Here is a 25,654-nt window from a genome sequence, read left to right as displayed (position 1 = left end):
CGTTGCTCGACCATCGCTCCGTCCCTGCTCAGAACCCTTCCAGCACCACCTTGCCGCGCGTGCGGCCGGTTTCGATCAGCGCATGGGCGCGGCGCAGGTTGTCGGCATTGATCTTGCCGACATTCTCGCCCAGCGTGGTGCGGATCACGCCCTCATCGATCAGCGACGACACGCGCTGCAGCAACTGGTGCTGCCGGATCATATCGGGCGTCTCGAACATCGAGCGGGTGAACATCAGCTCCCAGTGCAAAGAGATGCTCTTGCGCTTGAGCGGCAAGGCATCCAGCGCGGCCGGGTCGTCGATCAGCGCGAACTGCCCCTGCGGCGCCAGCACCTCGACGATCTGGGCGTAATGCTGGTCGGTGTGGGTCAGGCTGATGACGATGTCGACATTGGCCAGGCCGATTTTCTGCAATTGCTCCGGCAACGGCTGGCTATGGTCGATCACATGATGCGCGCCCAGTTCACCTACCCATTGCTGCGTCTGTTTGCGCGACGCGGTGCCGATCACGGTCAGGCGGGTCAGCTTGCGCGCCAGCTGGACCAGCATGGAACCGACGCCGCCGGCCGCGCCGATGATCAGCAGGCGCTTGCCGTCGCCGCCGTTCTCAGGCACCGCGAGACGGTCGAACAGCAGCTCCCAGGCGGTGATCGCCGTCAGCGGGATCGCCGCGGCGTCGGCATAGCCCAGGCTCCCCGGCTTGGCGCCGACGATACGCTCGTCCACCAGATGCAGTTCGCTGTTGGAGCCGGGGCGCGTGATGGAGCCGGCATAGAACACCTCATCCCCGGCCTTGAACAGCGTCACCCCGGAACCCACGGCGCGCACCACGCCGGCAGCATCCCAACCCAGCACGCGCCGCTCCTTGGCCGGCACGCCGATACGGATCTTGGTGTCGACCGGGTTGACCGACACCGCCCTGACTTCGACCAGCAAGTCGCGCGGGCCCGGCGTGGGCGGCGGCAAGTCGGTATCCATCAGTGAATTGGCATCGGTAATCGGCAAACCGTGCTGCGTGTAGACTATCGCTTTCATGTCATTTCCTTTTCCTGAGGTAAAGTGATCTGCGGTGGGAGACTGCCTCCCCGGCCATGCCGGCATACCCTCCACCATTGGCAGCCATATTAAGCAAGCGCCGGCGCGCCGAACATCCGCCTTCCCGATTAAGACTTTCACTCAAGATGTGAAAATGATCCGCTTAGAAGACCTCCAGCTGTTTGTCCGCTCGGCCGCCCTGGGCAGTTTTTCCCAGGCCGCGCGCGAGGCCGACCTGTTGCCCGGCCAGGTGAGCGCCGCCATCGGCCGCCTGGAGCGCGACCTCGACATCCGCCTGTTCGCCCGTTCCACCCGCAGCCTGCGCCTGACCGAAGCAGGCGAACGCTACCTGCCCTATGCACTGGAAGCGCTGCAAACCTTGCGCGAAGGCCAGGATGGCCTGCGCGGCGACGACACCGAACTGTCCGGCACGCTGCAGGTGGCGGCGCCGTCCGACCTCGGCCGCAACGTGCTGCTGGCCTGGCTGGCGGAATTCCGCCGCGACCATCCGGGGCTGGACCTGCGCCTGCAGGTGTCGGACCTGGTGGCCGACGTGTTCCGCGCCCCGGTCGACATCGCCATCCGCTATGGCCGCATGGACGACGCCAGCTTCATCGCGCTGCCGCTGGCGCCCGACAACCGGCGCGTGCTGGTGGCCGCTCCCGATTACCTGCGCCGGCGCGGCGCGCCGCGCACGCTGCAAGAGCTGGCGCAGCACGACTGCCTGCAGTACCAGTTGCACAGCCGGGTCTACGACAAATGGTTCTTCCCGCTGGCCGATGGCCAGCAGACGGTGCAAGTGAAGGGGCCGCTGGTCGCCGACGACGGCGACGTGGTGCGGCGCTGGGCCATGGCCGGCGAAGGCATCGCCTACAAGTCCTGGCTGGATGTGGGCGCCGACGTGCGCGCCGGGCGCCTCGATATCCTGCTGCCGCAACAGCGCGGCCAGGCCGTGCCGCTGCACCTGGTGTGCCCGCACCGGCGCCAGTATTCGCCGGCGGTGCGCCAGTTACAGGCGCTGCTGGCGTCGCGTTGCGCCGCCCTGCATGCCGACCTGGAACGGGAGCTGGCGGCGCGGGCCTGAGACCATCTCCCAGATCCTAGCCCGGCAGGTGGCGCTTGATCACCGCCGCCAGCTTGTCGAAGCTGGATGCGATCTCGGCGTTGGGCACGCTGGCGTAGCCCAGCAGCAGCCCGCGCCGCGCGCTGCGCGCGTGCATGTAATAGCGCGACAGCGGCCGCACGATGATGCCCGCGCGCAGCGCTTCCTCGCAGATGGCGACATCGTCGCATTCCGGCGGCAAGCCCAGCACCAGATGCAATCCCGCCTCGCCGCCGGTGATGGTCATCGCTTCACCGAAGTGGCGGTCGATCGAGCGCTGCAGCAGTTGCAGCCGCTCGGCGTACAGCACGCGCATCTTGCGGATGTGCGAGGCGAAATGCCCCTCCCCCATGAAATCGGCCAAGGTGGCCTGCAGGAACACCTGGCCGTTGCGGTAGAGCTCGGCGATGCCGGTCGAGAAGGCTTTCGCCAGCGACTCCGGCACCACCAGGAAACCGATGCGCAGGCCCGGGAACATGATCTTGCTGAAGGTGCCCATGTAGAGCACGCGGTCGTGCGTGTCCATGCCCTGCAGCGACGCCAGCGGACGGCCGCCGTAACGGAACTCGCTGTCGTAGTCGTCCTCGATGATCCACACCTTGTGCGCGGCGGCGTACTCCAGCAGCATGCGCCGGCGCGACAGGCTCATCACCATGCCCAGCGGATACTGGTGCGAAGGCGTGGTGCAGATGAAGCGCGGCGGCCGCCGCAGGTTGGCCAGGCGCATGCGCATGCCCTCCTGGTCGACCGTGATCGGCACCGACTGTATGCCCAGCGAATTGAGCACGCTGCGCGTGCCCCAGTAGCACGGGTCCTCGACCCAGGCCGAATCGCCATGCTCGCCCAGCAGCTTGACCACGATGTCGATCGACTGGTGGATGCCGGTCGTGATCAGCACCTGCGAGGCATTGCAATTGACCGAGCGCGCCACCCGCAGATACTCGGCCACCGCCTCGCGCAGCGGCGCGTAGCCGGCGCCCGGCCCATAGGTCAGCAAATCCGAATTGGCGCGGCGCCAATGCTTGTTCTGCAACCGGCTCCACACCTTGTGCGGCACGCAGGTCACGTCCGGCACGCCGGGCATGAAAGCGCCCCATTGCCGCTCGCCGACGCCGGCCTGGCGCGTGAGCATGGCGCCGCGCGCCGACAGTTCCGACTTGCCCGACGGATCGGTCAGCGGCTCGATGCGCGCGACCGCCTCCGGGATCTGGTCGGGCGCGGTATCGGCCACGAAGGTGCCGGCGCCAGTGCGGCTTTCCAGGTAGCCCTCGGCCAGCAGTTGCTCGTAGGCGTAGGTCACGGTGTTGCGCGACATGCCAAGCTCGGCCGCCAGGTCGCGCGAAGACGGCAACTGCAATCCGGCCGGCAGCGTCTGCGCCAGGATGGCTTCGCGGATCAGCTGGTAAATCTGGCGGTTGATGGGCATGCGGGGCGCGCGCACGGCCGTTTTCGCTGCGGCGCCTCCATGACCGGAGGTCTTTCCGGCCTTGGCCTGGGCATTTTTTGGCGCGCCGCGTTCGATGCGCAGCAGCAGGTAATCGGAGAGCGAGACGAGCTTCAATTGGCACCATCAAATATTTAATATTGGCTCTATATTACAGATCCATTTCGGTTTTAGTATCGGTTCCGGAACAAGAATTTCATGCGCCGCCGAGGCGCCCTTTCACCGGAGCAAGCAATGAACAGCAAGGCCATCAGCAACCAGCAACTGCAGCAGCGCAAGAACGCCGCCACCCCGCGCGGCGTGGGCGTGATGTGCGACTTCTACGCCGAACGCGCCTCCAATTCGGAGCTGTGGGATGTGGAGGGCCGCCGCTTCATCGACTTCGCCGCCGGCATCGCCGTGCTCAACACCGGCCACCGCCATCCCAAGCTGATGGACGCCATCCGCGCCCAGATGGAAAAATTCACCCATACCGCCTACCAGATCGTGCCGTATGCAAGCTACGTGGAACTGGCCGAGCGCATCAACGCCGTCACCCCGGGCGAGCACGCCAAGAAGACCGCGCTGTTCTCGACCGGCGCCGAAGCGGTGGAAAACGCCGTCAAGATCGCCCGCGCCCACACCGGCCGTCCCGCCATCATCGCCTTCGCCGGCGGCTTCCACGGCCGCACCATGATGGGCATGGCGCTGACCGGCAAGGTGGCGCCGTACAAGCTGGGCTTCGGCCCGTTCCCGGGCGAGGTGTTCCATGCGCCCTACCCGAACGCCCTGCACGGCATCAGCAGCGCCGAGGCGCTGGATGCGGTGGCCAACCTGTTCAAGAGCGATGTCGATCCCAGGCGCGTGGCGGCCATCATCCTGGAGCCGGTGCAAGGCGAAGGCGGCTTTTACGCCGCGCCGCCGGAGTTCATGCGCGGCCTGCGCGCGCTGTGCGACGAATACGGCATCCTGCTGATCGCCGATGAAGTGCAGACCGGCTTCGCCCGCACCGGCAAGCTGTTCGCGATGGAACACTACGACGTGCTGCCCGACCTGATGACCATGGCCAAGAGCCTGGCCGGCGGCATGCCGCTGGCCGCCGTCTGCGGCCGCGCCGAGATCATGGATGCGCCCGCCCCCGGCGGCCTGGGCGGCACCTATGCCGGCAACCCGCTGGCGGTGGCGTCGGCGCTGGCGGTGCTGGATGTGATTGCCGAAGAAAACCTGGTGGCGCGTGGCGCGCGCCTGGGCCAGAAATTGAAGGACCACCTGGGCGAACTGAAATCGGCCGTGCCGCAGATCGGCGAAGTGCGCGGCCTGGGCGCGATGGTGGCGGTGGAATTCACCCAGCCCGGCAGCAACAAGCCGGACGCCGAGTACGCCAGGAAGGTACAGCAGCACGCGCTGCAAAACGGCTTGCTGCTGCTGACCTGCGGCAGCTACGGCAACGTCATCCGCTTCTTGTTCCCGCTGACGATTCCCGATACCGTCATGGACGAGGCGCTGGAGATCCTGTCGGCCGCGATGCGGCTGGCCTGAGTCTTGCATTGCATCGCGCCTGATTTCGCTAAAGAGGGAGAACGACAATGAGTGCAAACGCATTGAGGCAAGAAGAGGCCGCGCCGCAGGCCGGCGACGTGCTGGTGCAGTTCAGCGGCGTGAAGAAGACCTATGACGGCGAAAACCTGATCGTCAAGAACCTGGACCTGGAGATCCGCCGCGGCGAGTTCCTGACGCTGCTGGGCCCATCGGGTTCGGGCAAGACCACCTGCCTGATGATGCTGGCCGGCTTCGAATTTCCCACCGGCGGCGAGATCCGCCTGGACGGCCAGTTGCTCAACCGCGTGCCGCCGCACAAGCGCAACATCGGCATGGTGTTCCAGAACTACGCGCTGTTCCCGCACATGACCATCGCCCAGAACGTGGCCTACCCGCTGTCGGTGCGCAAGATGAAGCGCGCCGAGCGCGAAGCCAAGGTCAAACAGGCGCTGGACATGGTGCAGATGGGCAAGTTCGGCGACCGTTACCCGACCCAGCTCTCCGGCGGCCAGCAGCAACGCGTGGCGCTGGCGCGCACGCTGGTGTTCGACCCGCAGCTGGTGCTGATGGACGAGCCGCTGGGCGCGCTCGACAAGCAGTTGCGCGAGCACATGCAGCTGGAGCTGAAGGCCTTGCACAAGCGCCTGGGCGTGACCTTCGTCTACGTCACCCACGACCAGAGCGAAGCGCTCACCATGTCCGACCGCGTGGCGGTGTTCGACCAGGGCGTGATCCAGCAGCTGGCGCCGGTGACCGAGCTCTACGAATATCCCGAGAACCAGTTCGTGGCCAACTTCATCGGCGACAACAACCGCTTCAAGGGCAGCGTCGAATCGGTCAGCGGCGAACGCTGCGCCCTGCGCCTGCCGGACGGCGTGCAGCTCACCGGCCTGAACGTGCACCGCGCCCATGCCGGCCAGACGGTCGCCGCCTGTGTACGGCCGGAACGCATCCGCCTGCATGCGGGCACGGCGCCTGAAAACGCCGGGCCCAACCGCATCAAGGCGCGCATCGCCGGCCTGATCTATTTTGGCGACCACGTGCGCGTGCGCTGCAGCGTGGCCGGCCAGGACGACTGCTTCGTCAAGCTTGCGCTGTCCGACCCGGCGCTGGCCGGCCTGGCCGAAGGCGGCGAGGCGACGCTCGAGATCGCGCCGCAGTACCTGCGCTGCTTCCTCTAAACGCGGCATCGTCCAAACGCAGCACCGCCCCATCTCTTGAAGGCAACGACAAGATTGCCGGCAGTTCCAGGTACAACTCCGACATCGCAACATAACCAACGAGGAACACATGAAACGCCTATCTCCTGCCCTGTTATCCCCACTTGCCCTGGGCATGCTGTTTGCCTTCAGCACAGCTTCGGCTGCGGAACTGACCGTGGTCAACTTCGGCGGCGCCAACGCCAACGCGCAGAAGGTCGCCTACGTCGAACCCTTCCAGAAAAGCAGCGGCACCAAGGTGGTGACCGCCGAATTCAACGGCGAACTGGCCAAGGTCAAGGCCATGGTGGAGGCGAAGAAAGTCAGCTGGGACGTGGTGGAAATCGATGGCGGCGACCTCAACCGCGCCTGTGACGACGGCCTGATCGAGAAGCTCGACCTGGCCAAGACCATCAAGAAGGATGACTACATCCCCGAAGCCACCGTCAGCGAGTGCGGCATGGGCGCCTTCGTCTGGTCCACCGTGCTGGCCTACAACGCCGACAAGCTCAAGACCGCGCCGACCGGCTGGGCCGATTTCTGGGACGTCAAGAAATACCCCGGCAAGCGCGGCATGAAGAAGAGCGCGCAGTTCAACCTGGAGTTCGCGCTGATGGCCGACGGCGTGCCGACCAAGGACGTCTACAAGGTGCTGTCCGAAAAAGGCGGCGTGGACCGCGCCTTCAAGAAGCTGGATCAGCTGAAGCCATACATCCAGTGGTGGGACGCGGGCGCGCTGCCGGCGCAGTTCCTGGCCTCCGGCGACGTGGTGATGGCCAATGCCTTCAACGGCCGCATCGACGCCGCCCAGCGCGAAGGCAAGAACCTCAAGGTGGTCTGGGCCGGCAGCGTCTATACGCTGGACTACTGGGTGATCCCCAAGGGTTCGCCGAACAAGGCGCTGGGCGAGAAGTTCATCAGCTACGCCAGCCAGCCCGAGACCCAGAAGACCTATGCCAACAATATCGCCTACGGCCCGGTCAACAAGGGCGCATTGAAGCTGCTGGACGCCAAGACCCTGGCCAACCTGCCGACGTCCACGGCCAACGCCAGGGATTCCATCCAGTTGAGCCTGCAGTTCTGGACCGACCACGGCGAGGAGCTGGAACAGCGCTTCTCGGCCTGGGTCGCGAAGTAACCGGCGCTGGCGCCTGCCCCGGCGCCGGCACCTGCATGCGACCCGCACGGACGGCCGCATGCAGGCGCAGGCGCCGGCTACGCTTTACCCTTGCCGCACCAGGAATACCGAACCATGACCACCATCGCCACCAGCCCCGCCGCAGCCATGCCACTGGCCGAACCGACACCGCAGCAACTCAGGCGCGAACTGCGCGCCGCCGACACCCGCAAGCGCATCGCCGCCCTGGCGCTGATCGCGCCGCTGGCGATCTTCCTGCTGCTGACCTTCGTCGCGCCTATCGTGGCGCTGCTGCAGCGCGCCGTCGAAAATCCCGAAGTCGCGGCCACGCTGCCGCGCACCGTGGTCGCGCTGGCCAAATGGGATCGCCAGGCGCTGCCGCCCGACCAGGCCTTCGCCGAACTGGCCGAAGACCTGGCGCGCGCCAAGGAAGACACCACCGCCGGCCAGCTGGCGCGCCGCATCAACATCGAGCTGTCCGGCGCGCGCTCGCTGATCATGGGCACCACGCGCGCCATGCCCCTGCGCGATGCCGCGGGCAAGCCCCTGGCGCCGCCCGCCGCCAAGGACGCCCTGATCGCCCTCAACCCGCAATGGGGCCAGCCGGACGTCTGGCGCGTGATCGCGCAGAACGGCTCGCGCTATTCCCCCTATTACCTGCTGGCCGCGATGGACCTGCGCCAGAACGCCTACGGCGACATCGTCCAGGCCGCCCCCGACGCTTCCATCTACCGCACCATCTTCGGCCGCACGCTGTGGATGAGCGCGGTCGTGACCATCATCACCCTGCTGCTGGCCTATCCGCTGGCCTATTGGCTCTCCACCATGAGCGAACGCCGCGCCAACCTGCTGATGATCCTGGTGCTGATCCCGTTCTGGACCTCGATCCTGGTGCGCGTGGCGGCCTGGATCGTGCTGCTGCAATCCGAAGGCCTGGTCAACAAGGCGCTGATGCTCACAGGCATCACGCACGCGCCGCTGGAGATGGTGTTCAACCGCGTCGGCGTGTACATCTCGATGACGCACATCCTGCTGCCCTTCATGATCCTGCCGCTGTACAGCGTGATGAAATCGGTGCCGCCAAGCTACCTCAAGGCCGCCGTGTCGCTGGGCAGCCATCCCTTTGCCGCGTTCTGGCGCGTGTACGTGCCGCAGACCTATCCCGGCATCGGCGCTGGCGTGCTGCTGGTGTTCATCATGGCCGGCGGCTACTACATCACGCCGGCGCTGCTGGGCGGCCCCAATGAGCAAATGGTGAGTTACTTCATCGCCTATTTCATCAACACCACCATCAACTGGGGCATGGCCTGCGCCCTGGGCGCGCTGCTCCTGACCGGCACGCTGGTGCTGTACGGCGTGTACCGCCGCTTCGCCAAGCTCGATGCCGGCATCGCCTGACGCGCCGCCGGCCAATACAGGAACCGCCATGAACAAACCGCCTCTCTTCCCGCCCTACGTCTCGCTGGCCGAGCGCCTGTGGTTCTTCGTCTCGCGCAGCTTCAACCTGCTGGTGCTGCTGTTTTTGGTCTTGCCGATCCTGGTGATGATCCCGCTGTCGTTTTCCGACAGCAGCTTCCTGATGTATCCGATCAAGGGGGTGTCGCTGCGCTGGTACCAGAACCTGTTCGCCTCCGATGACTGGATGCGCGCGGCGCAAAACAGTTTCATCGTGGCCCCCGCCGCCACGGCGATCGCCACCGTGCTCGGCACGCTGGCGGCGGTCGGCCTGAACAAGGCCGACTTCCGCGGCAAGGGCGTGCTGATGGCGGTGCTGATCTCGCCCATGATCGTGCCGGTGGTGGTGGTCGGCGTGGGCGTGTACATGTTCTTCGCGCGCATCGGCCTGTCCGACAGCTACCTCGGCCTGATCCTGGCGCACGCGGCGCTGGGCGCGCCGTTCGTGGTCACCACCGTGCTGGCCACGCTGCAGGGGTTCAACCACAACCTGGTGCGCGCCAGCCTGAGCCTGGGGGCCGGCCCCTTGCGCACCTTCTTCCGCGTCACGCTGCCGGTGATCGCGCCGGGGCTGATCTCCGGCGCGCTGTTCGCCTTCGCCACCTCGTTCGATGAAGTGGTGCTCACGCTGTTCGTGGCCGGCCCCAACCAGGCCACGCTGCCGCGCCAGATGTTCGCCGGCATCAAGGACAACATCAGCCCGACCATCGCCGCGCTGGCGACCATCCTGATCATCTTCTCGACCGGCCTGCTGCTGGCGCTGGAGTGGCTGCGCGGACGCAACAAGGCGGCCGCGCGCTTCTGACTTATCCCGAGGAAACCACCATGCCGCAACTGCAACTGAAAGACCCTTCCCTGCTGCGCCAGCAAGCCTACCTCAACGGCCAATGGCGCGATGCCGACGACGGCGCCGCCTTCGATGTGTTCAACCCCGCCAACGGCGAACGCCTGGGGCAGGTGCCGCAGATGGGCGCGGCCGAGACGCGGCGCGCCATCGAGGCCGCCAGCGCCGCCTGGCCGGCCTGGAAAAAGAAGACCGCCAAGGAGCGCAGCGCCATCCTGCGCCGCTGGCACGAGCTGATGCTGGCCAACGCCGACGACCTGGCGCTGATCATGACCGCCGAACAAGGCAAGCCGCTGGCCGAGGCCAAGGGCGAGATCGGCTACGCCGCCTCCTTCATCGAATGGTTCGCCGAGGAAGGCAAGCGCACTTATGGCGATACCATCCCTTCGCCGTCGCCGTCCAGCCGCATCGTGGTGGTCAAGGAAGCCATCGGCGTATGCGCGGCCATCACGCCGTGGAATTTTCCGGCCGCGATGATCACGCGCAAGGCCGGCCCGGCGCTGGCCGCCGGCTGCCCGATGGTGTTGAAGCCGGCCGAAGCCACGCCGTTCTCGGCGTTGGCGCTGGCGGTACTGGCCGAACGCGCCGGCATCCCGGCCGGCGTCTTCAGCGTCGTGACCGGCTCGCCCCAGGCCATCGGCGGCGAGATGACGTCCAACCCCATCGTGCGCAAGCTGTCCTTCACCGGCTCGACCGCCGTGGGCAAGCTGCTGATGCAACAATGCGCTGCCAGCGTCAAGAAACTGTCGCTGGAACTGGGCGGCAACGCCCCCTTCATCGTCTTCGATGACGCCGACCTGGATGCCGCGGTCGAAGGCGCGATCGCCTCCAAGTATCGCAACGCCGGCCAGACCTGCGTGTGCGCCAACCGCATCTACGTGCAGGACGGCGTCTACGACGCCTTCGCCGCCAAACTGGTGGCGGCGGTGCAAAAGCTGGAGGTGGGCGACGGCATGGAAAAGAACACCACGCAAGGCCCGCTCATCAATGAGCAGGCGGTGCAAAAGGTCGAGCAACATGTGGCCGATGCCGTGGCCAAGGGCGCCCGCGTGCTGCTGGGCGGCAAGCGGCACGCGCTGGGCCACGGCTTCTTCGAGCCCACCGTGCTGGCCGACGTGACGCCGGCCATGCGCGTGGCGCGCGAGGAAACCTTCGGGCCGATGGCGCCGCTGTTCCGTTTCAAGACCGATGAACAAGCCTTGGCGCTGGCCAACGATACCGAATTCGGCCTGGCCAGCTATTTCTACTCGCGCGACATCGGCCGCATCTGGCGCGTGGCCGAGGGCCTGGAGAGCGGCATGGTGGGCATCAACACCGGCCTGATCTCCAACGAGGTGGCGCCCTTCGGCGGCGTCAAGCAGTCCGGCCTGGGACGCGAAGGTTCGCACTATGGCATCGACGACTACCTGGTCGTCAAGTACCTGTGCATGGGCGGCATCTGAACTACCGCGGCTGAAACCGGAGCTTACTCGCGCCCCATCTTTTCCAGCAGCTGCACCTTCACTTCCGGCCATTCGTCATCGATGATGGAAAAGCGCACCGAGTTGCGCTTGCGCCCGTCCGGCATGATGCGCTCGTGACGCACGATGCCTTCCTGTTTGGCACCGATGCGCAGGATGGCGGCGCGTGAGCGATCGTTAAGCTCATCGGTGGTGAACTGCACGCGCACGCAGGCCATCGCTTCGAAGGCCTGCCGCAGCAGCAGGTACTTGGCTTCGGTATTGGCGCCGCTGCGCTGGAAGGATTGCGCCAGCCAGGTATGGCCGATCTCCAGCTTGCGGTTGGCGGCGTCCATCTTCCAGAAGCGCGTGGTGCCGATGACTTTCCCGCCGGCGCGTTCGACGATCACAAATGGCATCACAGTGCCGGCCGCCCGTCCTTCCAGCGCGGTAGCGAGGTAATTGTCGATGGTCTTTTCGCCCGGCACCACGGTCAGCGTCATGTTCCACAACTGGCCATCAGCGGCGGCATCAAGCAAGGCCTGGCGATGCCCGGCCGCCAGCGGCCGGAGTTCGACGAGAGTGCCGGTAAGCACCGGCTGCGGCGCGAGGAAAGCGGACATGCAACTCCAGGAATGAATGGGAACGGAACGCCATCATGCCGCACCGGCCAGCGGCGCGCGATGGACAGATGCGTGGAAAAGCCGGCGCAACAGATGCACGCCGGCATACCGGATTAGCGCGCCGGCAAGGCTTGGATGAATTCCCCCAGTTGCCGCGCATAGAAGCGCGCCATGCCGGTGGTGCCGTGGCCGCGCGTCTGCGCGCTGGCCGGGATCAGCAGCAGCCGGGCATTGGGCATGTCCTTCAACACCTCCTGCAACAGGCCGGTTTCCGGCGGATTGCGTTCGTCATCGGCGGAGTTGATCGCCAGCAGCGGCACCTTGATCTTCGGCAAACCCGGCATGGCGTTGTAGTCGGCCGAGGAACCCCACTGGTAGATGAAGTCGTTGGCGTCGGCCGTCACCGGCGCGGCCAGGCGCTCATCCACCAGCTTGTCGGCCTGGGCGCGGGTGCCGGCGATCTGCTGGTACGCCAGCGTGCCGCCGTTGGTGGCGACCACGAACATGCTGTTGGCCAGGCGCAGCGAAGGCGGCTGCACGGTGTAGTTGCCGTTGTTCCAGGCCGGATCCTGCCTGATGGATTCCACCAGCAGGCGCCGCAGCATCCAGTTGCGGCTGGACATTTCGGTGGGTTGCGACGCCATCGGCACCAGCGCGTCGGCGAAACCGGGATACGTGCCGCCCCACAGCCAGGTCTGCATGCCGCCCATCGAGTTGCCGATGATCAGGCGCAGGTGGCGGATGCCCAGCCCCTCGGTCAGCATGCGGTATTGGGCCAGCACCATGTCGGCATAGTTGTATTGCGGGAAAGCGGCGCGCAGGCCGTCCGAGGGCTTGGTCGACTGGCCCACGCCGATGCCGTCCGGGATCACGATGAAGTATTTGCTGGCGTCCAGCGGCTGGCCGGGGCCGAACAGCTCGCCGCCGAAATCCTTGCCCAGCATGGCGCCGGCAGTCTGGTAGGTGCCGTGCAGCACCAGCACCGCCGGGTTGCCGGGGTTGCCGATGGTGACGTAATGCAGGCGCAGGTTGTCCAGCGACTGGCCGTTATGGAAGACGAAACTCGGCGCGACCCAGTCGCCCTCCACCGGCGCCGGATGACCGGCCGCGCCCGCCGGCGACGCCGCGCACAGGCCGATGGCCGCGGAGGACAACAATATGCCGGCAAAACGCCGGCTGCAGGAAAACAGGTTCATTGGAATCCTTGTTGACAGGTATTGCGTTGCAGAAAGCCTCATCCTAACCGCGCTCGCCAGGCAGCGCAAAATCGCACCGCAACATCAAGCGCCGCAGCAGCCCGGTTCAGGCGGGCACATGGGCCAAAGTGGCCTGCATCAGTGCGATCACCTTGCTGCCGCCCGCGGTGAACGCATGGACTTCGCCGCTGCAGACCGCCAGCGACTTGCCCGCATTCTGCACGCGGCCGATCGCCAGGAAGCGCTCGCCGATGGCCGGGCGCATGAAGTTGATCTTGAATTCGACGGTGACCACTTCGCAGCCGGCGGGCGCCTTGGTCAAGGCGGCATAGCCGCAGGCGTTGTCGACGATGCTGGCGGTCGCGCCGGCATGCAAATAGCCGTGCTGCTGCGTCAGGTGCGCGGAAAAAGGCAGGGCGATATGCACCTCCCCGTCGGCCACCGACACCAACTCGGCCCCCAGCGTCTGCATCAGGCCCTGGGCATTGAAACTGGCGCTGATCCGCTCATGGATACTGCTCATCTGGATGGTCTCCCTGTATTTTTTGGTTTGGCTGGCCGCCCGGCGGCGGCCGAGATGTAACAACTGTAAGGGATCGCTTACAAAATCTTGCAACCGGAAAGCGTCCGCCATGTAAAGATCCGCAGCATACCTCCTGCGTCTGGATCCCGAAACCGACTGGGCACTGCGGAAGAATTTCCCACTTTTAGAAAAACGTCATCATGAAAACAATCCACAAAATGACCGTCATCTCCGTCACCATCTGCGCGCTGGCCGTGTTGAGCGGTTGCAGCAACATGTCGCGGCGAGACAAGAATACCGCCGTCGGCGCCGGCGTCGGCGCGGTAGCCGGCGCCATCCTGACCGGCGGCAGCGGCATCGGCACGGCCGGCGGCGCCGCGGTCGGCGGTGTGATCGGCCACCAGATCGGCAGGTGATCCCTTCCGGGCCGACCTGAGGCCCGGACAAGCCGCTTCACCAACCCGTCATATTTCCTGGCCATACTTGCACGCTTGAACGCTTGAACAATACCGGGCGGCGCCATCGCTGGCGCCGCCCGGTTTTCCTGTCGCAACAAGGCTGGCATCCATGGCATTGACTCTTGAAGACATCGGCCTGCTGTTTCAGCAACATGGCCACACGCAATACACCGGCGAACCCGTCACGCAGCTGCAACACGCGCTGCAAACCGCCGCCCTGGCGGAACGGGAAGGCGCATCGCCCAGCCTGATCGTAGCCAGCCTGCTGCATGACCTGGGCCATATGCTAGGGCCTGCTGACCGTTCGCACTCGCAAATTGAGTGCCGGCAGGCCCTGGACCATGGCGCCACGCCAACCATGGCCGGCATCGACGACCTGCACCAATACCGCATCCTCCCCTTCCTGCGCCAGCTGTTCGACGAAGACGTGCTGGCGCCCATCCGCTTGCACGTCGACGCCAAGCGCTATCTGTGTGCAGTCGATCCGGCCTACTTCTGCGCCCTGTCCGAGGATTCGGTGCGCAGCCTGCAACTGCAAGGCGGCATCTTCGATGACGACGGGGTTCGGGATTTCATCGCCCGGCCGCATGCGGCCGATGCCGTCAGGTTGCGGCGCTGGGACGACCAGGCCAAGGACGCCGGATGCGCCACGCCCGATTACGCGCACTTCTCGGCTTATTTCACCCAATGCCTGCGGGCATCCGCGACCTGATCCCTTGCCGCGGGAAATACCCGCGCGCATCATTGCTTCTCAGACACGCACTCCACCGGCAAGGCCTCGGCATGCCATTGCAGCATGCCGCCGGCCAGGTTGGCCACTTTGCCGAAACCGGCCTTGCCCAGCATCGCGCAGGCTTGCGCCGAACGAACGCCCGAGCGGCATACCGCCACCACCGGCCGTTCGCGATCCAGCTCCGCCAGCCGTTCCGGCAATTGCGACAAGGGCAGCAGCCGCGCGCCGGGGAGATGACCCAGCCGGTCGATGAACTCCGACTCTTCCCGCACATCCACGATCTGCACCGCCGCGGCATGTTCCAGCAGCGCCATCGGCGCAATCTCCCAGACCCCGCTGAAGCGCAAGGTCAGCGGCGCCCAGGCGGGCATGTCCACCGGCGGCGCATCGCCCTCGGGACGGCCGCAACGCAAATTGGCGGGCACCGCCTGCGCCATCAGCTTGGGATGCGGAAGATTCAGGTTGCTCATGTAGCCGACGAAATCGCCGACATCCACCCCGCCGCCCAGGCGGGGGTTGAACAGGCGTTCTTCGGCCACGCTGGTGACGGTGACGCCGCGATAGTCGTGCGCCGGGTACAGCAGACAAGTATCAGGCAGCGTCAGGATCTGCTCCCGCACCGAGGCGAACAGCTGGCGCGGGTCGCCCTGCTGGAAGTCGGTGCGCCCGCAACCGCGGATCAGCAGGCTGTCGCCAGTGAAGGCCATGCCGCGGTCGTCCAGCACATACGTCAGGCAACCGTTGGTGTGACCGGGCGTGGCGCGCACGTCCAGATGGCGTGAACCGAAGGCGATGCGCTCGCCATGCCGGAGCGGGCGATCCGCCAGCTCGGCGCCGGCGGCCTGGGCCACGGCGATGGCGCTGCCGCAGCGTTGATGCAGGCGCCAGGCGCCGGTGACGTGGTCGGCATGCACATGGGTATCGAGCGTGGCCAGCAGGCGCAAGCCGAGCTCGTCCAGCAGCGCCAGATCGCGCGGAACCTGTTCATAGACCGGGTCAATCAGCAGCGCCTCGCCGCCATCGCCGAGCAGGTAGGTATAGGTGGACGAGGCGGCGTCGAACAATTGGCGAAAGATCATGGTCGGGAACGTGCAACACGAAATGGGGAAAGGAGCGCCGCGCCTGCGGGGATGCAGGTATGCGGCGCTGCAATTTTTCCATCATATCAAACCGCTGATGCGACGAAACCTTCGCCTGCCGAACCATCCCCGGCAGCGACAGCGGCCGCATCGGCGGCCGCCGCATTTTGTGTTTGACAAAGCCACATTTAAGTCGCATTCTGTATACAGAACACGATAAAAGACCGGCAAGATGCCAACGGCAATCCAACCATCATCAACAGAGGAGACAAGCATGCAACTCACCCCCCAGCAGCTCAAGGATTTCGATGAACTGGGCTATCTGTTCCTGCCCGAATGCTTCAACGCCGACGAAATCGCGCTGTTGAAACAGGAAGCCGCCAACGTGCTGGCGCAGCAGCGCCCCGAGATCTGGCGCGAAAAGAACGGCGCGCCGCGCACCGCCTTCGCCGCCCACACCTATAACGATGCCTGCAACATCCTGGCCTCGCACCCGCGCCTGGTGAAGCCGCTGCAGCAGCTGTTCGGCGAAGACGTCTACGTGCACCAGTTCAAGATCAACGCCAAGGCCGCCTTCACCGGCGAGGTCTGGCAATGGCACCAGGACTTCCCCACCTGGCAAGCCGACGACGGCATGCCGGAAGCGCGGGCGATGAACATCGCCGTGTTCCTGGATGAAGTGATGCCGATCAACGGCCCGCTGATGCTGGTGCCGCGCAGCCACAAATCGGGCGCGCTCAAGTCCGAGCACGACCTGGAAACCACCTCGTATCCGCTGTGGACGCTGGACCAGCCCACCGTCACCGAGCTGGTGGAAAAGAACGGCATCGCCACCCCCACCGGCCGCGCCGGCGGCGTGCTGATGTTCCACGCCAACCTGGTGCACGGCTCGGCCGGCAACATCACGCCTTACCCGCGCCGCATCGTCTACCTGACGCTCAATGCGGTCTCCAACGCGATCCGCAAGCCAACCCGTCCGGAATTCATCGCGCATCAGGACTTCACGCCGGTCAAGCCCACCGCCGACGACGCGCTGACCCGCTACATCGGCCAGAAGGCGGCGTAAGCCTTTTTGATTCCCCTCTTCCCATCCGCCGGCGCGCAATGCGCCGTGCGGATGGGCGGGCGCCACCGCCCGCGCCTTGGCCGCACCGGCCGGGCAAACGCATCGCCGCCTCCGCGTCGGAAACAAGCGCGGAAACCGGCATGGCGATGCGCGCAATCGGCAATTGATTGGCAGCACCGCAACGCGCTTGACCCGTCGCATCCCGCCCTACCTGCATCTCGTAGCCACCCGGCCGTGTCGCCTGCGGCCGCATATAAAAAGCCAACGGAGACACCCATGAAGCATTTCAACTCGCGCCGCGACTTCCTCAAGGCCGCCTCGGCAACATCGCTCGCCCTTGCCGCCGGCGGCTGGTCGCAGCGCGCCAACGCCGCCGAATTCGTCCTCAAATACGCCAATAACCTGGCCATGACGCACCCGATGAACATCCGGGCCGCCGAAATGGCCAAGGCGATTTCGGAGCAATCCAAGGGCCGCATCGAATTGCAGATTTATCCCAACAACCAGCTCGGCGGCGACACCGACATGCTGGCGCAGGTGCGTTCGGGCGCCATCGACATGTTCACCCTGTCCTCGCTGACGCTGGGCACGCTGGTGCCGGTGGCGCAGATTTCCGGCATGGGTTTCGCCTTCAAGGATTACGACACGGTCTGGGCGGCGCTGGACGGGGATCTCGGCGCCCACATGCGGCAAGAGATCCAGGGCAAGTCGACCCTGTTCGCCTTCGAGAAGATCTGGGACAACGGCTACCGCCAGATCACCAACAACACCAAGTCCATCCACACCCCGGACGACCTCAAGGGCATGAAACTGCGGGTGCCGCCCAGCCCCTTGTGGACTTCGATGTTCAAGGCGCTGGGGGTGTCGCCCACCAGCATCAATTTCGCCGAGGTCTATTCGGCGCTGCAGACCGGCATCGTGCAGGGCCAGGAGAATCCGCTGGCGATCATCTACACCAGCAAGCTCTACGAAGTGCAGAAATACTGTTCGATGACCAACCACATGTGGGACGGCTTCTGGATGCTGGGCAACAAGAAATCCTTCGAGCGCCTGCCCAGGGACTTGCAGGAAATCGTCCGCGTCAATGCCAACGCCGCCGGCATGAAGCAGCGCGAAGACGTGCGCAAGCTCAACGAATCGCTGGCCGGCGAGCTCAAGGCAAAGGGCATCCAGCTCAACGACGCCGACCATGAAGCCTTCCACGCCAAACTGAGGCAGGTGAAGTTCTACGACGAATGGCACAAGAAATTCGGCGACCAGGCCTGGAACATCCTGGAGAAGTACAGCGGCAAGCTGTCCTGAAGGCGGGTTTCAGGTAGCGGCAACAGGCGCGCGGCAGATTTTTGTCACGCGCTTGTTGCATTCCTGGGGCATCATCGCGCAACATCGCGCAATCGATTGGCACATTGGCTCGGCATGAGCCGCCATCGCAGTACATCCCCTCCGCAACCTGCCGCCTGAATCGCCCATGGAAATCCTGCACAACATCAATCTCGACTCCCTGCTCGACACCATCATCAGCCTGACCGCCGCCTTCATCCTGGGCGGCGCGATCGGGCTGGAACGCCAATACCGCCAGCGCACCGCCGGCCTGCGCACCAATGTGCTGGTGGCGCTGGGCGCGGCGGTGTTCGTCGACATGGCCAACCGCATGGGCGGCCATGAAGGCGCGGTGCATGTGGTGGCCTATGTGGTGTCGGGAGTGGGCTTTCTCGGCGCGGGCGTGATCATGCGCGAAGAAGGCAATGTGCGCGGCATCAACACCGCGGCCACACTATGGGGCTCGGCCGCGGTGGGCGCGGCCGCCGGCGCCGACCTGATCCTGGAAGCCATCGTCGCCACCATTTTCGTGCTGGCCGCCAACACGCTGCTGCGTCCGGTGGTCAACACCATCAACCGCAAGCCGCTGGACATACCGTCGGTGGAAGTCACCAACACCCTGCACCTGATCGTCGACAGCGCGCACCAGAAGCATGTGCTGGCCCAGGTCAACCAGATGCTGGAACAGAGTCGCTACCCGACGCACGACCTGGAGGTGCGCTCCTTCACCGAAGACGAGGTGGAAATCGAAGCCACGCTGGCCGCCACCTCGGTCGACGGCGACGAGCTGGATGCCCTAGTTGCCCGCCTGCAGGCGCTGCCGGCGGTCAAGCAGGCCTTCTGGAGTCCCAGCACCACCGACTGAAGCGGGTTGCGCGCCATCGCCGGCAGGCTACGCGCAGCGCCGCGATGCGTTATCATCGGCGGCTTGCACCGCCCCCTCCTGCCATCCTCTCCTGCCATCGCCGTCATGCACCTGATCAACTGGTCCGCCGTCCTCGCCGTTTTTTCCGTCTATATCACCGGCGTCATCATTCCCGGCCCCAACTTCGTGGCGGTGCTGCACAAGGCCGCCTCCTCCACTCGTCCGGCGGCGCTGGCGCTGGTGGCCGGCATCGTGCTGGTCAACCTGTTCTGGGCCAGCTGCGCCATCCTGGGTGTGGGCATCGTGTTCGCCGCCTTTCCCTGGGTGGCGTTGATCGTGAAAGTGATCGGCGCGGCTTACCTGCTGTGGTTCGGTTCGCGCCTGATCTCCAAGGCCAGCCGGAAGCAACTGGACGCCGCCGCCGCCGGGATGGCGCAGACCGACGACCTGAAATCGTCCTTCATCCAGGGTTTCCTGACCAATATCGTCAATCCGAAATCGATGGCATTCTTCGCCGCCGTGTTCGCCTCGGCGGCGCCGGCGCATGTATCATGGCCGACCTTCGCGGCCATGCTGGGCGTGGTGCTGGTGGTGGCGGGAAGCTGGTACGGCTTCCTGGCGCTGGTGATGTCGCACGGCGGCGTCGCCGCGCGTTACCGCAAGAGCGCGGCAGCGGTCGACCGCTGCTGCGGCAGCCTGATCGTATTGCTGGGGATTCGCCAACTGATCCGCTGACGGCGAGGACCATGCCGGGCGCTACCGGGTTCAGGCTCCCGCCAGCCCATAGCAATGCGCAGCGGTGCCGCCCCACAACTGCGCCTGCTCGGATGCCGACAAGCGCGTCTCGGCCCATTCCCTGACCACCTCCGCCACGCGCGCATAGGATGCCGCCAGCAGGCACACCGGCCAGTCCGAGCCGAACATCAGCCGGTGCGCGCCGAAAGCGTCGAGCGCCGTATCCAGGCACAGCACAATGTGTTCGTAATCCTTGGGCCGCAGGCCGCGTATCCAGTCCGCCTCGGTCACCAGCCCCGATAATTTGCACGCCACATGCGGCAACGCGCCCAGCGCGCGCAGTTCGCGCCGCCATTCGGCGTAGGCCGCCTCGCCCTTGCCAAACTCGGTCAAGGCCGGCTTGCCCAGATGGTCCAGCACCAGCCAGTGGGCGTCGTGGCGCGCGCAAAATGCCTGGATCGCCGGCAACTGGCGCTGGTACACCAGCACATCGTAGACCAGGCGCTGCCCCTGCAGCCAGGCCACGCCGCGGTTGAAATCGGGCTGCGCGACGAAGGCGGCGACATCGGCCTCATCCTGGATCTGGTGGCGCAACCCCAGCAGCTTGTCGCGCCCCCATTGGCCGACATGCTCGGCTAACTGCGCGCTGGCGATATCTTCCCAGCCGACCACGCCGGCGATGCGCGCATCGCTGCGCGCCAATTCCAGCAGGAAACCGGTTTCCTCCCGCCCCGCGCGCGCCTGCACCGCGATCGACACATCCAGCCCTTCGGCCATGAGCGCCGGATGCAGTTCGCACGGCATGCGGTCTTGCGCCAGCAACTCCATGCCGCGGCCGATCCACGGATAGGCCTCAGGACGATAGCGCCAGAAATGCTGGTGGGCATCGATGCGTTGCGGTTTCATGCGTCAACTTTCAGACAGCGGCAAGAAAAATCAAAAAGGAAAACGGACACGCCAGACGGGGAAATCCGGCGCGCCCGCAAAGGCCGTACTCAGTCGTACAGCGCGGATGCGACCTTGGGGTCGTCGATATTGGTCTTGTCGTACCAGTAGAAGCCGGTGTCGATGATCTTGGGCAGCTTCTCGCCCTTGATCGCCTTGACCGCCGCTTCCACCGTCTTGTAGCCGATGCCCACCGGGTTCTGGGTGATGGCGCCGGCCATCAGTCCTTCGCGGATCGCATCCTTCTGCTGCTTGCCGGAGTCGTAGCCGACGATCACGATCTTGCGCTTCATTTCGCGCACGCCGTTGACCACGCCGATGGCCGAGCCTTCGTTGGTGCCGAACATGCCCTTGAGCTTGGGATAGGCCTGCAGGATCGACTTGGTGACTTCGGTCGACTTCAGGTGGTCGCCGCCACCGTATTGCACGCTGACCACCTTGATCTTCGGATAGGCCGACTTGATGCGCTCGAGGAAACCGTCGCGGCGGTCGATCGCGGTACGGCTGGTCTGGTCGTGCGCGACCACGGCCACTTCGCCTTCCTTGCCGATCAGGTCGGCCAGCTTGTCGGCGGCCAGCGCGGCGGCGGCCTTGTTGTCGGTGGTGGCGGTGGTGACCGGGATGTCGCTGTCAACGCCGGAGTCGAACGCCACCACCGGGATCTTCGCGGCCTGCGCCTTCTTCAGCAGCGGCAGCGCCGCCTTGCTGTCGAGCGCGGCGAAGCCGATGGCTTGCGGCTTCTTGGCCAGCGCGGCCGACAGCATGTCGATCTGCTTGTCGATCATGGCTTCGGTTTCCGGGCCTTCGAAGGTCACCTTGACCTTGTAGTCCTTGGCCGCCTGCTCGGCGCCGGATTTCACCGCTTGCCAGAACTGGTGCTGGAAGCCCTTGGAAATCAGGGGGATGTAGATTTCCTGCGCTTGCGCGCCGGCGGCGCCGAAGGCCAGGGCCAGCCCGAGGGCCGTGCCGAGTAGCTTGCTCTTGATCACGTTGTGTCTCCTTTTGTTATCGATGATGGAGTGCCGGTTGCCCGGCGCGGGTTAAAAGCGTTGAAATAAGCGTTGAAATATCGGAGGTCCTCATGCGCGCCGGCGGCGGCGCAGGATATCCAGGTACACCGCCAGGATGATGATCACGCCGGTCACCACCGTCTGCCATTCCTGCGCCACCGACATGATGCGCAAGCCGTTGACCAGCACGCTCATGATGAAGGCGCCGATGATGGTGCCCAGGATGGTGCCGGTGCCGCCCGACAGCGAGGTGCCGCCGATCACCACCGCGGCGATGGCGTCCAGCTCATAGCCCTGGCCCAGCGCCGGCTGCGCCGAGTTCAGGCGGGAGGCGATGATCAGGCCGGCGATGCCGCAGATGGCGCCGGAGAAGGTATAGACCGCGACCTTCCAGAAATCGACCTTCACGCCCGACAGCCGCAGCGCTTCCTCGTTGCTGCCCAGGGCAAAGGTGTAGCGGCCGAACACGGTCTTGTTGAGGATGATGGAAGAACCGATGGCCACCAGGAACAGGATCAGCACCGCGTTGGGAATCGGCAGCGACGGGATCAGGTCGCCGATCAGCGAATCCTGGGCGATGGCCGAGAAGCCCTCGGTGTCGTTGAAATAGATCGGGCGCGTGCCGGAGATCACCAGCGACAGGCCCTTCAACAACATCATCATGCCCAGAGTGGCGATGAAGGGCGGCACCTTCAGCTTGGCGATCACCATGCCCGAGACCCAGCCCGACAAGGCGCCGAAGAACAGCGCGGCGGCGATGCCCAGCGGCAGCGGCATGCCCCAGTTGGTCAGCACCACGCCGGTCATGACGGCGCAGAAGGTCATCATGGTGCCCACCGACAGGTCGATGCCGGAGGTGATGATGACGTAGGTGCAGGCGATCGCCAGCACGCCGTTGACCGCGGTCGATTGCAGGATGCTGACCAGGTTGTCGACTTCCATGAAGTTGGGCGAAGCCACGCTGAAGAAGATCATCAGCAACAGCAGGCTGGCGAAGGCCAGCAGCTTCTGGCGCGCGGCCGGGTTGAAGAAGCGTTCGCGCAAACCGGAGCGCGCGGCGGACGTGTCGGAATTAGCCATGGGGGATACGGAAGAAACGGGGTGGATGTGGTTAGCCATGATCGCCTGGGAGCCTGTGGATTATTGGATGACGGCCGATTCGCGCTGGGTGGCCAGCTGCATGATCTTTTCCTGGGTCGCCTCGGCGGCGGACAGCTCGCCGGTGATGCGCCCTTCGCACATGACCAGCACGCGGTGGCTCATGCGCAGCACCTCGGGCAACTCGGAAGAAATCATCACGATCGCCTTGCCCTGCGCCGCCAGCGCATCAAGCAGTTTGTAGATCTCGCTCTTGGCGCCGATGTCGATGCCGCGCGTGGGCTCGTCGAAGAACAGGATGTCGCAGTCGCGCAAGAGCCATTTGGCGATCACGATCTTTTGCTGGTTGCCGCCCGACAGCAGGCGCGCCTGCTGCTCCACCGACGGCGTCTTGATCGCCAGCTGGCGCACGTAGCCCTGCGCGGTGTCGCGGATGGCGCGCTGGTCGAGGAACATGCCGCGCCGGGTGAAGCGGCCCATGCTGGACATGGCGATATTGGCCTGCACATCCATGCCGGTGGCCAGCCCGAAATGCTTGCGGTCTTCCGAGAGGTAGCCGATGCCATGCGCCACCGCATCGGCCGGCGACTTGATCATGGCGCGGCCGCCGTGGATGAAGATCTCGCCGGCCTGCAGCGGGTCGGCGCCGAAGATGGCGCGCGCCACCTCGGTGCGGCCGGCGCCCATCAGCCCGGCGAAACCGAGGATCTCGCCGCGCCGCAGCTTGAAGCCGACATCGCGGATCGCCCGCCCGCGCGACAGGCCGCGCACCTCCAGCACCACCTCGTTGCCCGAGGTGTCGGGCGGCGTGCGCTGGGCGCCGTCGAGCTGGCGCCCGACCATCATCGAGATGATGCTGTCCATCGAGGTGCCGGCCATCGGCACGGTGGCGACGTATTTTCCGTCGCGCATGACGGTGACGCGATCGGCGATCTGGCGCAGTTCGTCCATCTTGTGCGAGATGTAGACGATGCCCACGCCCTGCGCCTGCAGGTCGCGGATGATGCGGAACAGTTCGGCGATCTCGGCGTTGTTGAGCGCCGCGGTCGGCTCGTCCATGATCAGCACGCGCGAATCGAAGGACAACGCCTTGGCGATTTCCACCATCTGCTGGCGCGCCACGGTGAGCTGGCCGACCGGCGTGCGCGGGTCGAGGTCGAGCCGCATGCGCTCGAAGATGGCGGCGGCCTGGCGGTTGAGCTGTTCCTCATCGATGAACCAGCCGAAACCCTTCTTCGGCTCGCGCCCGATGAAGATGTTCTGCGCGGCGGACAGGTGGTTCATCAGGTTCAGTTCCTGATGGATGATGCCGATGCCCAGCGCCTGCGCCGCGCGCGGTTCGCCGATCTCGGCCGGATGGCCGTCGACCAGGATCTCGCCGCTGTCCCTCTGGTAGACGCCGGAGAGGATTTTCATCAGCGTCGACTTGCCGGCGCCGTTCTCGCCCATCAGCGCGTGCACTTCGCCCGGCACCAGGTCGAACTGGCAATTGTCCAGCGCCAGCACGCCGGGAAAGCGCTTGCTGACATTGCGCAGCGCGATCAGCGGCGCCTGCGCGGCATGGTCTGTGGTTGGTGTCTCTTGCTCTTGTTGCATGCTCGCCTCGGTTGCATAGCGGCTCTTCTGGGTAGCCGTCGGCTTGTCACTCCCTGCGATCAATCAGGCTGTACCATCAGGCTGTGCCGAAAGATCGAATATCTTTTCCATCGCCGTCCACTTCTGCCCTGCCGGCGTCCATGGCGTGGGCGCCTGGAAGCGCCACATCAGTTCTTCCCACTCGCGCACCTTCGGGTCGTTCTCCATCGCGGCGGCCATGGCCGCGGCGTCGTAGACCGCATCGTCGGTTTCCATCACCATCGTCATGCGCGTTCCCAGCCGGTAGATCTGCATGCCGCTCACGCCGTGACGCCGCAAGTGCTGCGCGATTTCCGGCCAGATGCGGCGATGCTGTTGCTCGTACTGCGCAATCAGCGCGGGATCATCCTTCAAGTCCAGTGCCAGCAGGTATCGCATGCCGGCCTCAGCTCAACGCACGGTCGAGATGGGTATACCCGCCATCGACGAAAATCCATTGGCCGGTGGTATGCGACGACCGTCCCGAGAGCAGGAACACCGCCATGTCGGCCATTTCCTCCGACGTGGTGAAACGCTTGCCCAGCGGGATCTTGCTGGTGATGGCGTCGAGCTTTTCCTGCGGCTGGTCGAAGCTCGCGATCCATTTTTCATACAGCGGCGTCATCACCTCGGCCGGGATCAGCGCGTTCACGCGCACGCCATCGTTCAGCAAGGCCGCCGCCCATTCGCGCGTGAGCGACAGTTGCGCGCCCTTGGAAGCGCAATAGCCGCTGGTGTTGCCCTGCCCGGTGACGGCGGTCTTGGACGAGACGTTGACGATGGCGCCGCGCGTGGCCTTGAGGTGCGGCACGCAGTAATGCGCCATCGTGTAGTAATGGATCAGGTTGCGCTGCAGGGAGGCGACGAAGGCGTCCTGCCCGGCATCCAGGCCGACGCTGTCGTTGACGCCGGCATTGTTGACCAGGCCATCCAGCCGGCCGAAACGCTTGACGGTTTGCGCCACGGCGTCGCTGCAGGCCGCATCGTCCTGCAGCTCCAGCCGCAACAGCGCGGCATGCGGTTGCAGCTGTTGCAGGCGGCGCCAGAAATCGGCATCCGGTTCGCTGCGCGCGAACACCACGGGAATGGCGCCCTCGGCCGCCAGTTGCAGCGTGATCGCGCCGCCGATGCCGGAAGCGCCGCCGGTCACGATCACCACTTTGTCTTGCAGGTTCAAATCCACTTCTGTCTCCGTTTGCTTTTTATTGGTTCGC

General features: G+C 65.4%; 25 protein-coding genes. 13 read left to right on the top strand and 12 right to left on the bottom strand.

Features of this window, described 5'->3' with window-relative positions; genetic code table 11:
- Positions 1-28 precede the first annotated feature (28 nt).
- Positions 29-1,036, bottom strand: a complete 1,008-nt coding sequence (locus AC07N6_RS04295) for a zinc-binding alcohol dehydrogenase family protein (protein ID WP_494781078.1) — start codon at positions 1,034-1,036, stop codon at positions 29-31.
- A gap of 154 nt (positions 1,037-1,190) precedes the next feature.
- Between AC07N6_RS04295 and AC07N6_RS04290 the strand changes: the two genes are divergently transcribed.
- Positions 1,191-2,120 (top strand): LysR family transcriptional regulator, encoded by a 930-nt coding sequence (locus AC07N6_RS04290; protein ID WP_494781077.1) that lies wholly within the window; start codon positions 1,191-1,193, stop codon positions 2,118-2,120.
- 16 nt (positions 2,121-2,136) lie between these two features.
- Here AC07N6_RS04290 and pdxR read toward each other — a convergent pair whose 3' ends face one another.
- Entirely contained in the window at positions 2,137-3,699 is a 1,563-nt protein-coding gene (gene pdxR, locus AC07N6_RS04285; protein ID WP_494781076.1) for a MocR-like pyridoxine biosynthesis transcription factor PdxR, read from the bottom strand.
- A 117-nt stretch (positions 3,700-3,816) separates the two neighbouring features.
- Between pdxR and gabT the strand changes: the two genes are divergently transcribed.
- The 6 genes from gabT to gabD all read left to right on the top strand — a co-directional run bounded on the left by gabT (position 3,817) and on the right by gabD (position 11,178).
- The gene (gene gabT / locus AC07N6_RS04280; protein WP_494781075.1) at positions 3,817-5,100 is read left to right on the top strand and encodes a 4-aminobutyrate--2-oxoglutarate transaminase; all 1,284 of its coding nucleotides are present in this window, start codon (positions 3,817-3,819) and stop codon (positions 5,098-5,100) included.
- A gap of 47 nt (positions 5,101-5,147) precedes the next feature.
- Entirely contained in the window at positions 5,148-6,281 is a 1,134-nt protein-coding gene (locus tag AC07N6_RS04275) for an ABC transporter ATP-binding protein (protein WP_494781074.1), read from the top strand.
- A 109-nt stretch (positions 6,282-6,390) separates the two neighbouring features.
- Positions 6,391-7,437, top strand: a complete 1,047-nt coding sequence (locus AC07N6_RS04270) for an ABC transporter substrate-binding protein (protein ID WP_494781073.1) — start codon at positions 6,391-6,393, stop codon at positions 7,435-7,437.
- 114 nt (positions 7,438-7,551) lie between these two features.
- A complete protein-coding gene (locus AC07N6_RS04265; protein WP_494781072.1) occupies positions 7,552-8,835 on the top strand; it encodes an ABC transporter permease in 1,284 nt (427 codons plus the stop codon).
- A gap of 28 nt (positions 8,836-8,863) precedes the next feature.
- On the top strand, positions 8,864-9,697 hold the full coding sequence (locus tag AC07N6_RS04260; RefSeq protein WP_494781071.1) for an ABC transporter permease: 834 nt from the start codon (positions 8,864-8,866) through the stop codon (positions 9,695-9,697).
- Positions 9,698-9,717: 20 nt separating this feature from the next.
- Positions 9,718-11,178 carry an NADP-dependent succinate-semialdehyde dehydrogenase gene (gabD, locus tag AC07N6_RS04255; protein WP_494781070.1) on the top strand — a complete coding sequence of 487 codons (1,461 nt, stop codon included), beginning with the start codon at positions 9,718-9,720 and terminating at the stop codon, positions 11,176-11,178.
- Positions 11,179-11,201: 23 nt separating this feature from the next.
- Here gabD and AC07N6_RS04250 read toward each other — a convergent pair whose 3' ends face one another.
- The 3 genes from AC07N6_RS04250 to AC07N6_RS04240 form a co-directional block, all read right to left on the bottom strand.
- A complete protein-coding gene (locus AC07N6_RS04250; RefSeq protein WP_494781069.1) occupies positions 11,202-11,798 on the bottom strand; it encodes a GNAT family N-acetyltransferase in 597 nt (198 codons plus the stop codon).
- Positions 11,799-11,911: 113 nt separating this feature from the next.
- Positions 11,912-12,994 carry an alpha/beta fold hydrolase gene (locus AC07N6_RS04245; RefSeq protein WP_494781068.1) on the bottom strand — a complete coding sequence of 361 codons (1,083 nt, stop codon included), beginning with the start codon at positions 12,992-12,994 and terminating at the stop codon, positions 11,912-11,914.
- Between the two features lie 106 nt (positions 12,995-13,100).
- Positions 13,101-13,517 (bottom strand): PaaI family thioesterase, encoded by a 417-nt coding sequence (locus AC07N6_RS04240; RefSeq protein WP_494781067.1) that lies wholly within the window; start codon positions 13,515-13,517, stop codon positions 13,101-13,103.
- 200 nt (positions 13,518-13,717) lie between these two features.
- Between AC07N6_RS04240 and AC07N6_RS04235 the strand changes: the two genes are divergently transcribed.
- Together AC07N6_RS04235 and AC07N6_RS04230 are read left to right on the top strand one after the other, a co-directional pair.
- The gene (locus AC07N6_RS04235; RefSeq protein ID WP_141913436.1) at positions 13,718-13,933 is read left to right on the top strand and encodes a YMGG-like glycine zipper-containing protein; all 216 of its coding nucleotides are present in this window, start codon (positions 13,718-13,720) and stop codon (positions 13,931-13,933) included.
- A gap of 151 nt (positions 13,934-14,084) precedes the next feature.
- Positions 14,085-14,687, top strand: coding sequence for a phosphonate degradation HD-domain oxygenase (locus tag AC07N6_RS04230; RefSeq protein WP_494781066.1), 603 nt, complete (start codon positions 14,085-14,087; stop codon positions 14,685-14,687).
- Positions 14,688-14,716: 29 nt separating this feature from the next.
- On the opposite strand, the gene AC07N6_RS04225 is transcribed toward AC07N6_RS04230, so the two are convergent.
- Entirely contained in the window at positions 14,717-15,787 is a 1,071-nt protein-coding gene (locus tag AC07N6_RS04225) for a rhodanese-like domain-containing protein (protein WP_494781065.1), read from the bottom strand.
- Positions 15,788-16,061: 274 nt separating this feature from the next.
- On the opposite strand from AC07N6_RS04225, the gene AC07N6_RS04220 reads away from it, so the two are divergent.
- The 4 genes from AC07N6_RS04220 to AC07N6_RS04205 all read left to right on the top strand — a co-directional run bounded on the left by AC07N6_RS04220 (position 16,062) and on the right by AC07N6_RS04205 (position 19,773).
- Positions 16,062-16,853: a phytanoyl-CoA dioxygenase family protein gene (locus AC07N6_RS04220; RefSeq protein ID WP_494781064.1), complete on the top strand. Its 792-nt coding sequence runs from the start codon at positions 16,062-16,064 to the stop codon at positions 16,851-16,853.
- Between the two features lie 276 nt (positions 16,854-17,129).
- Positions 17,130-18,155 carry a TRAP transporter substrate-binding protein gene (locus tag AC07N6_RS04215; RefSeq protein WP_494781063.1) on the top strand — a complete coding sequence of 342 codons (1,026 nt, stop codon included), beginning with the start codon at positions 17,130-17,132 and terminating at the stop codon, positions 18,153-18,155.
- Positions 18,156-18,321: 166 nt separating this feature from the next.
- Positions 18,322-19,038: an MgtC/SapB family protein gene (locus AC07N6_RS04210; protein ID WP_494781062.1), complete on the top strand. Its 717-nt coding sequence runs from the start codon at positions 18,322-18,324 to the stop codon at positions 19,036-19,038.
- A 111-nt stretch (positions 19,039-19,149) separates the two neighbouring features.
- Positions 19,150-19,773, top strand: coding sequence for a LysE family translocator (locus tag AC07N6_RS04205; RefSeq protein ID WP_494781283.1), 624 nt, complete (start codon positions 19,150-19,152; stop codon positions 19,771-19,773).
- A 30-nt stretch (positions 19,774-19,803) separates the two neighbouring features.
- Here the strand turns inward: AC07N6_RS04205 and AC07N6_RS04200 are convergent, their stop codons facing one another.
- The 6 genes from AC07N6_RS04200 to AC07N6_RS04175 all read right to left on the bottom strand — a co-directional run bounded on the left by AC07N6_RS04200 (position 19,804) and on the right by AC07N6_RS04175 (position 25,623).
- Positions 19,804-20,679, bottom strand: coding sequence for an L-fucono-1,5-lactonase (locus AC07N6_RS04200; protein WP_494781061.1), 876 nt, complete (start codon positions 20,677-20,679; stop codon positions 19,804-19,806).
- 89 nt (positions 20,680-20,768) lie between these two features.
- The gene (locus AC07N6_RS04195) at positions 20,769-21,707 is read right to left on the bottom strand and encodes an ABC transporter substrate-binding protein (RefSeq protein ID WP_494781060.1); all 939 of its coding nucleotides are present in this window, start codon (positions 21,705-21,707) and stop codon (positions 20,769-20,771) included.
- A 90-nt stretch (positions 21,708-21,797) separates the two neighbouring features.
- On the bottom strand, positions 21,798-22,847 hold the full coding sequence (locus AC07N6_RS04190; protein WP_494781059.1) for an ABC transporter permease: 1,050 nt from the start codon (positions 22,845-22,847) through the stop codon (positions 21,798-21,800).
- 21 nt (positions 22,848-22,868) lie between these two features.
- Positions 22,869-24,422: a sugar ABC transporter ATP-binding protein gene (locus AC07N6_RS04185; RefSeq protein ID WP_494781058.1), complete on the bottom strand. Its 1,554-nt coding sequence runs from the start codon at positions 24,420-24,422 to the stop codon at positions 22,869-22,871.
- 63 nt (positions 24,423-24,485) lie between these two features.
- A complete protein-coding gene (locus AC07N6_RS04180; protein ID WP_494781057.1) occupies positions 24,486-24,839 on the bottom strand; it encodes an L-rhamnose mutarotase in 354 nt (117 codons plus the stop codon).
- Between the two features lie 7 nt (positions 24,840-24,846).
- Positions 24,847-25,623, bottom strand: a complete 777-nt coding sequence (locus AC07N6_RS04175) for an SDR family oxidoreductase (protein ID WP_494781056.1) — start codon at positions 25,621-25,623, stop codon at positions 24,847-24,849.
- Positions 25,624-25,654: the final 31 nt, after the last annotated feature.

Source organism: Herbaspirillum sp. GW821-FHT09A12 (genome assembly GCF_059418325.1).
This window is presented reverse-complemented; position numbering and strand designations above follow the sequence as displayed.

Coding starts and splice junctions, on each gene's coding strand:
- AC07N6_RS04295 (WP_494781078.1), bottom strand. CDS start 1,036: ATGAAAGCGATAGTCTACACGCAGCACGGTTTGCCGATTACCGATGCC.
- AC07N6_RS04290 (WP_494781077.1), top strand. CDS start 1,191: ATGATCCGCTTAGAAGACCTCCAGCTGTTTGTCCGCTCGGCCGCCCTG.
- gabT (WP_494781075.1), top strand. CDS start 3,817: ATGAACAGCAAGGCCATCAGCAACCAGCAACTGCAGCAGCGCAAGAAC.
- AC07N6_RS04275 (WP_494781074.1), top strand. CDS start 5,148: ATGAGTGCAAACGCATTGAGGCAAGAAGAGGCCGCGCCGCAGGCCGGC.
- AC07N6_RS04270 (WP_494781073.1), top strand. CDS start 6,391: ATGAAACGCCTATCTCCTGCCCTGTTATCCCCACTTGCCCTGGGCATG.
- AC07N6_RS04265 (WP_494781072.1), top strand. CDS start 7,552: ATGACCACCATCGCCACCAGCCCCGCCGCAGCCATGCCACTGGCCGAA.
- AC07N6_RS04260 (WP_494781071.1), top strand. CDS start 8,864: ATGAACAAACCGCCTCTCTTCCCGCCCTACGTCTCGCTGGCCGAGCGC.
- gabD (WP_494781070.1), top strand. CDS start 9,718: ATGCCGCAACTGCAACTGAAAGACCCTTCCCTGCTGCGCCAGCAAGCC.
- AC07N6_RS04250 (WP_494781069.1), bottom strand. CDS start 11,798: ATGTCCGCTTTCCTCGCGCCGCAGCCGGTGCTTACCGGCACTCTCGTC.
- AC07N6_RS04245 (WP_494781068.1), bottom strand. CDS start 12,994: ATGAACCTGTTTTCCTGCAGCCGGCGTTTTGCCGGCATATTGTTGTCC.
- AC07N6_RS04240 (WP_494781067.1), bottom strand. CDS start 13,517: ATGAGCAGTATCCATGAGCGGATCAGCGCCAGTTTCAATGCCCAGGGC.
- AC07N6_RS04235 (WP_141913436.1), top strand. CDS start 13,718: ATGAAAACAATCCACAAAATGACCGTCATCTCCGTCACCATCTGCGCG.
- AC07N6_RS04230 (WP_494781066.1), top strand. CDS start 14,085: ATGGCATTGACTCTTGAAGACATCGGCCTGCTGTTTCAGCAACATGGC.
- AC07N6_RS04225 (WP_494781065.1), bottom strand. CDS start 15,787: ATGATCTTTCGCCAATTGTTCGACGCCGCCTCGTCCACCTATACCTAC.
- AC07N6_RS04220 (WP_494781064.1), top strand. CDS start 16,062: ATGCAACTCACCCCCCAGCAGCTCAAGGATTTCGATGAACTGGGCTAT.
- AC07N6_RS04215 (WP_494781063.1), top strand. CDS start 17,130: ATGAAGCATTTCAACTCGCGCCGCGACTTCCTCAAGGCCGCCTCGGCA.
- AC07N6_RS04210 (WP_494781062.1), top strand. CDS start 18,322: ATGGAAATCCTGCACAACATCAATCTCGACTCCCTGCTCGACACCATC.
- AC07N6_RS04200 (WP_494781061.1), bottom strand. CDS start 20,679: ATGAAACCGCAACGCATCGATGCCCACCAGCATTTCTGGCGCTATCGT.
- AC07N6_RS04190 (WP_494781059.1), bottom strand. CDS start 22,847: ATGGCTAACCACATCCACCCCGTTTCTTCCGTATCCCCCATGGCTAAT.
- AC07N6_RS04185 (WP_494781058.1), bottom strand. CDS start 24,422: ATGCAACAAGAGCAAGAGACACCAACCACAGACCATGCCGCGCAGGCG.
- AC07N6_RS04180 (WP_494781057.1), bottom strand. CDS start 24,839: ATGCGATACCTGCTGGCACTGGACTTGAAGGATGATCCCGCGCTGATT.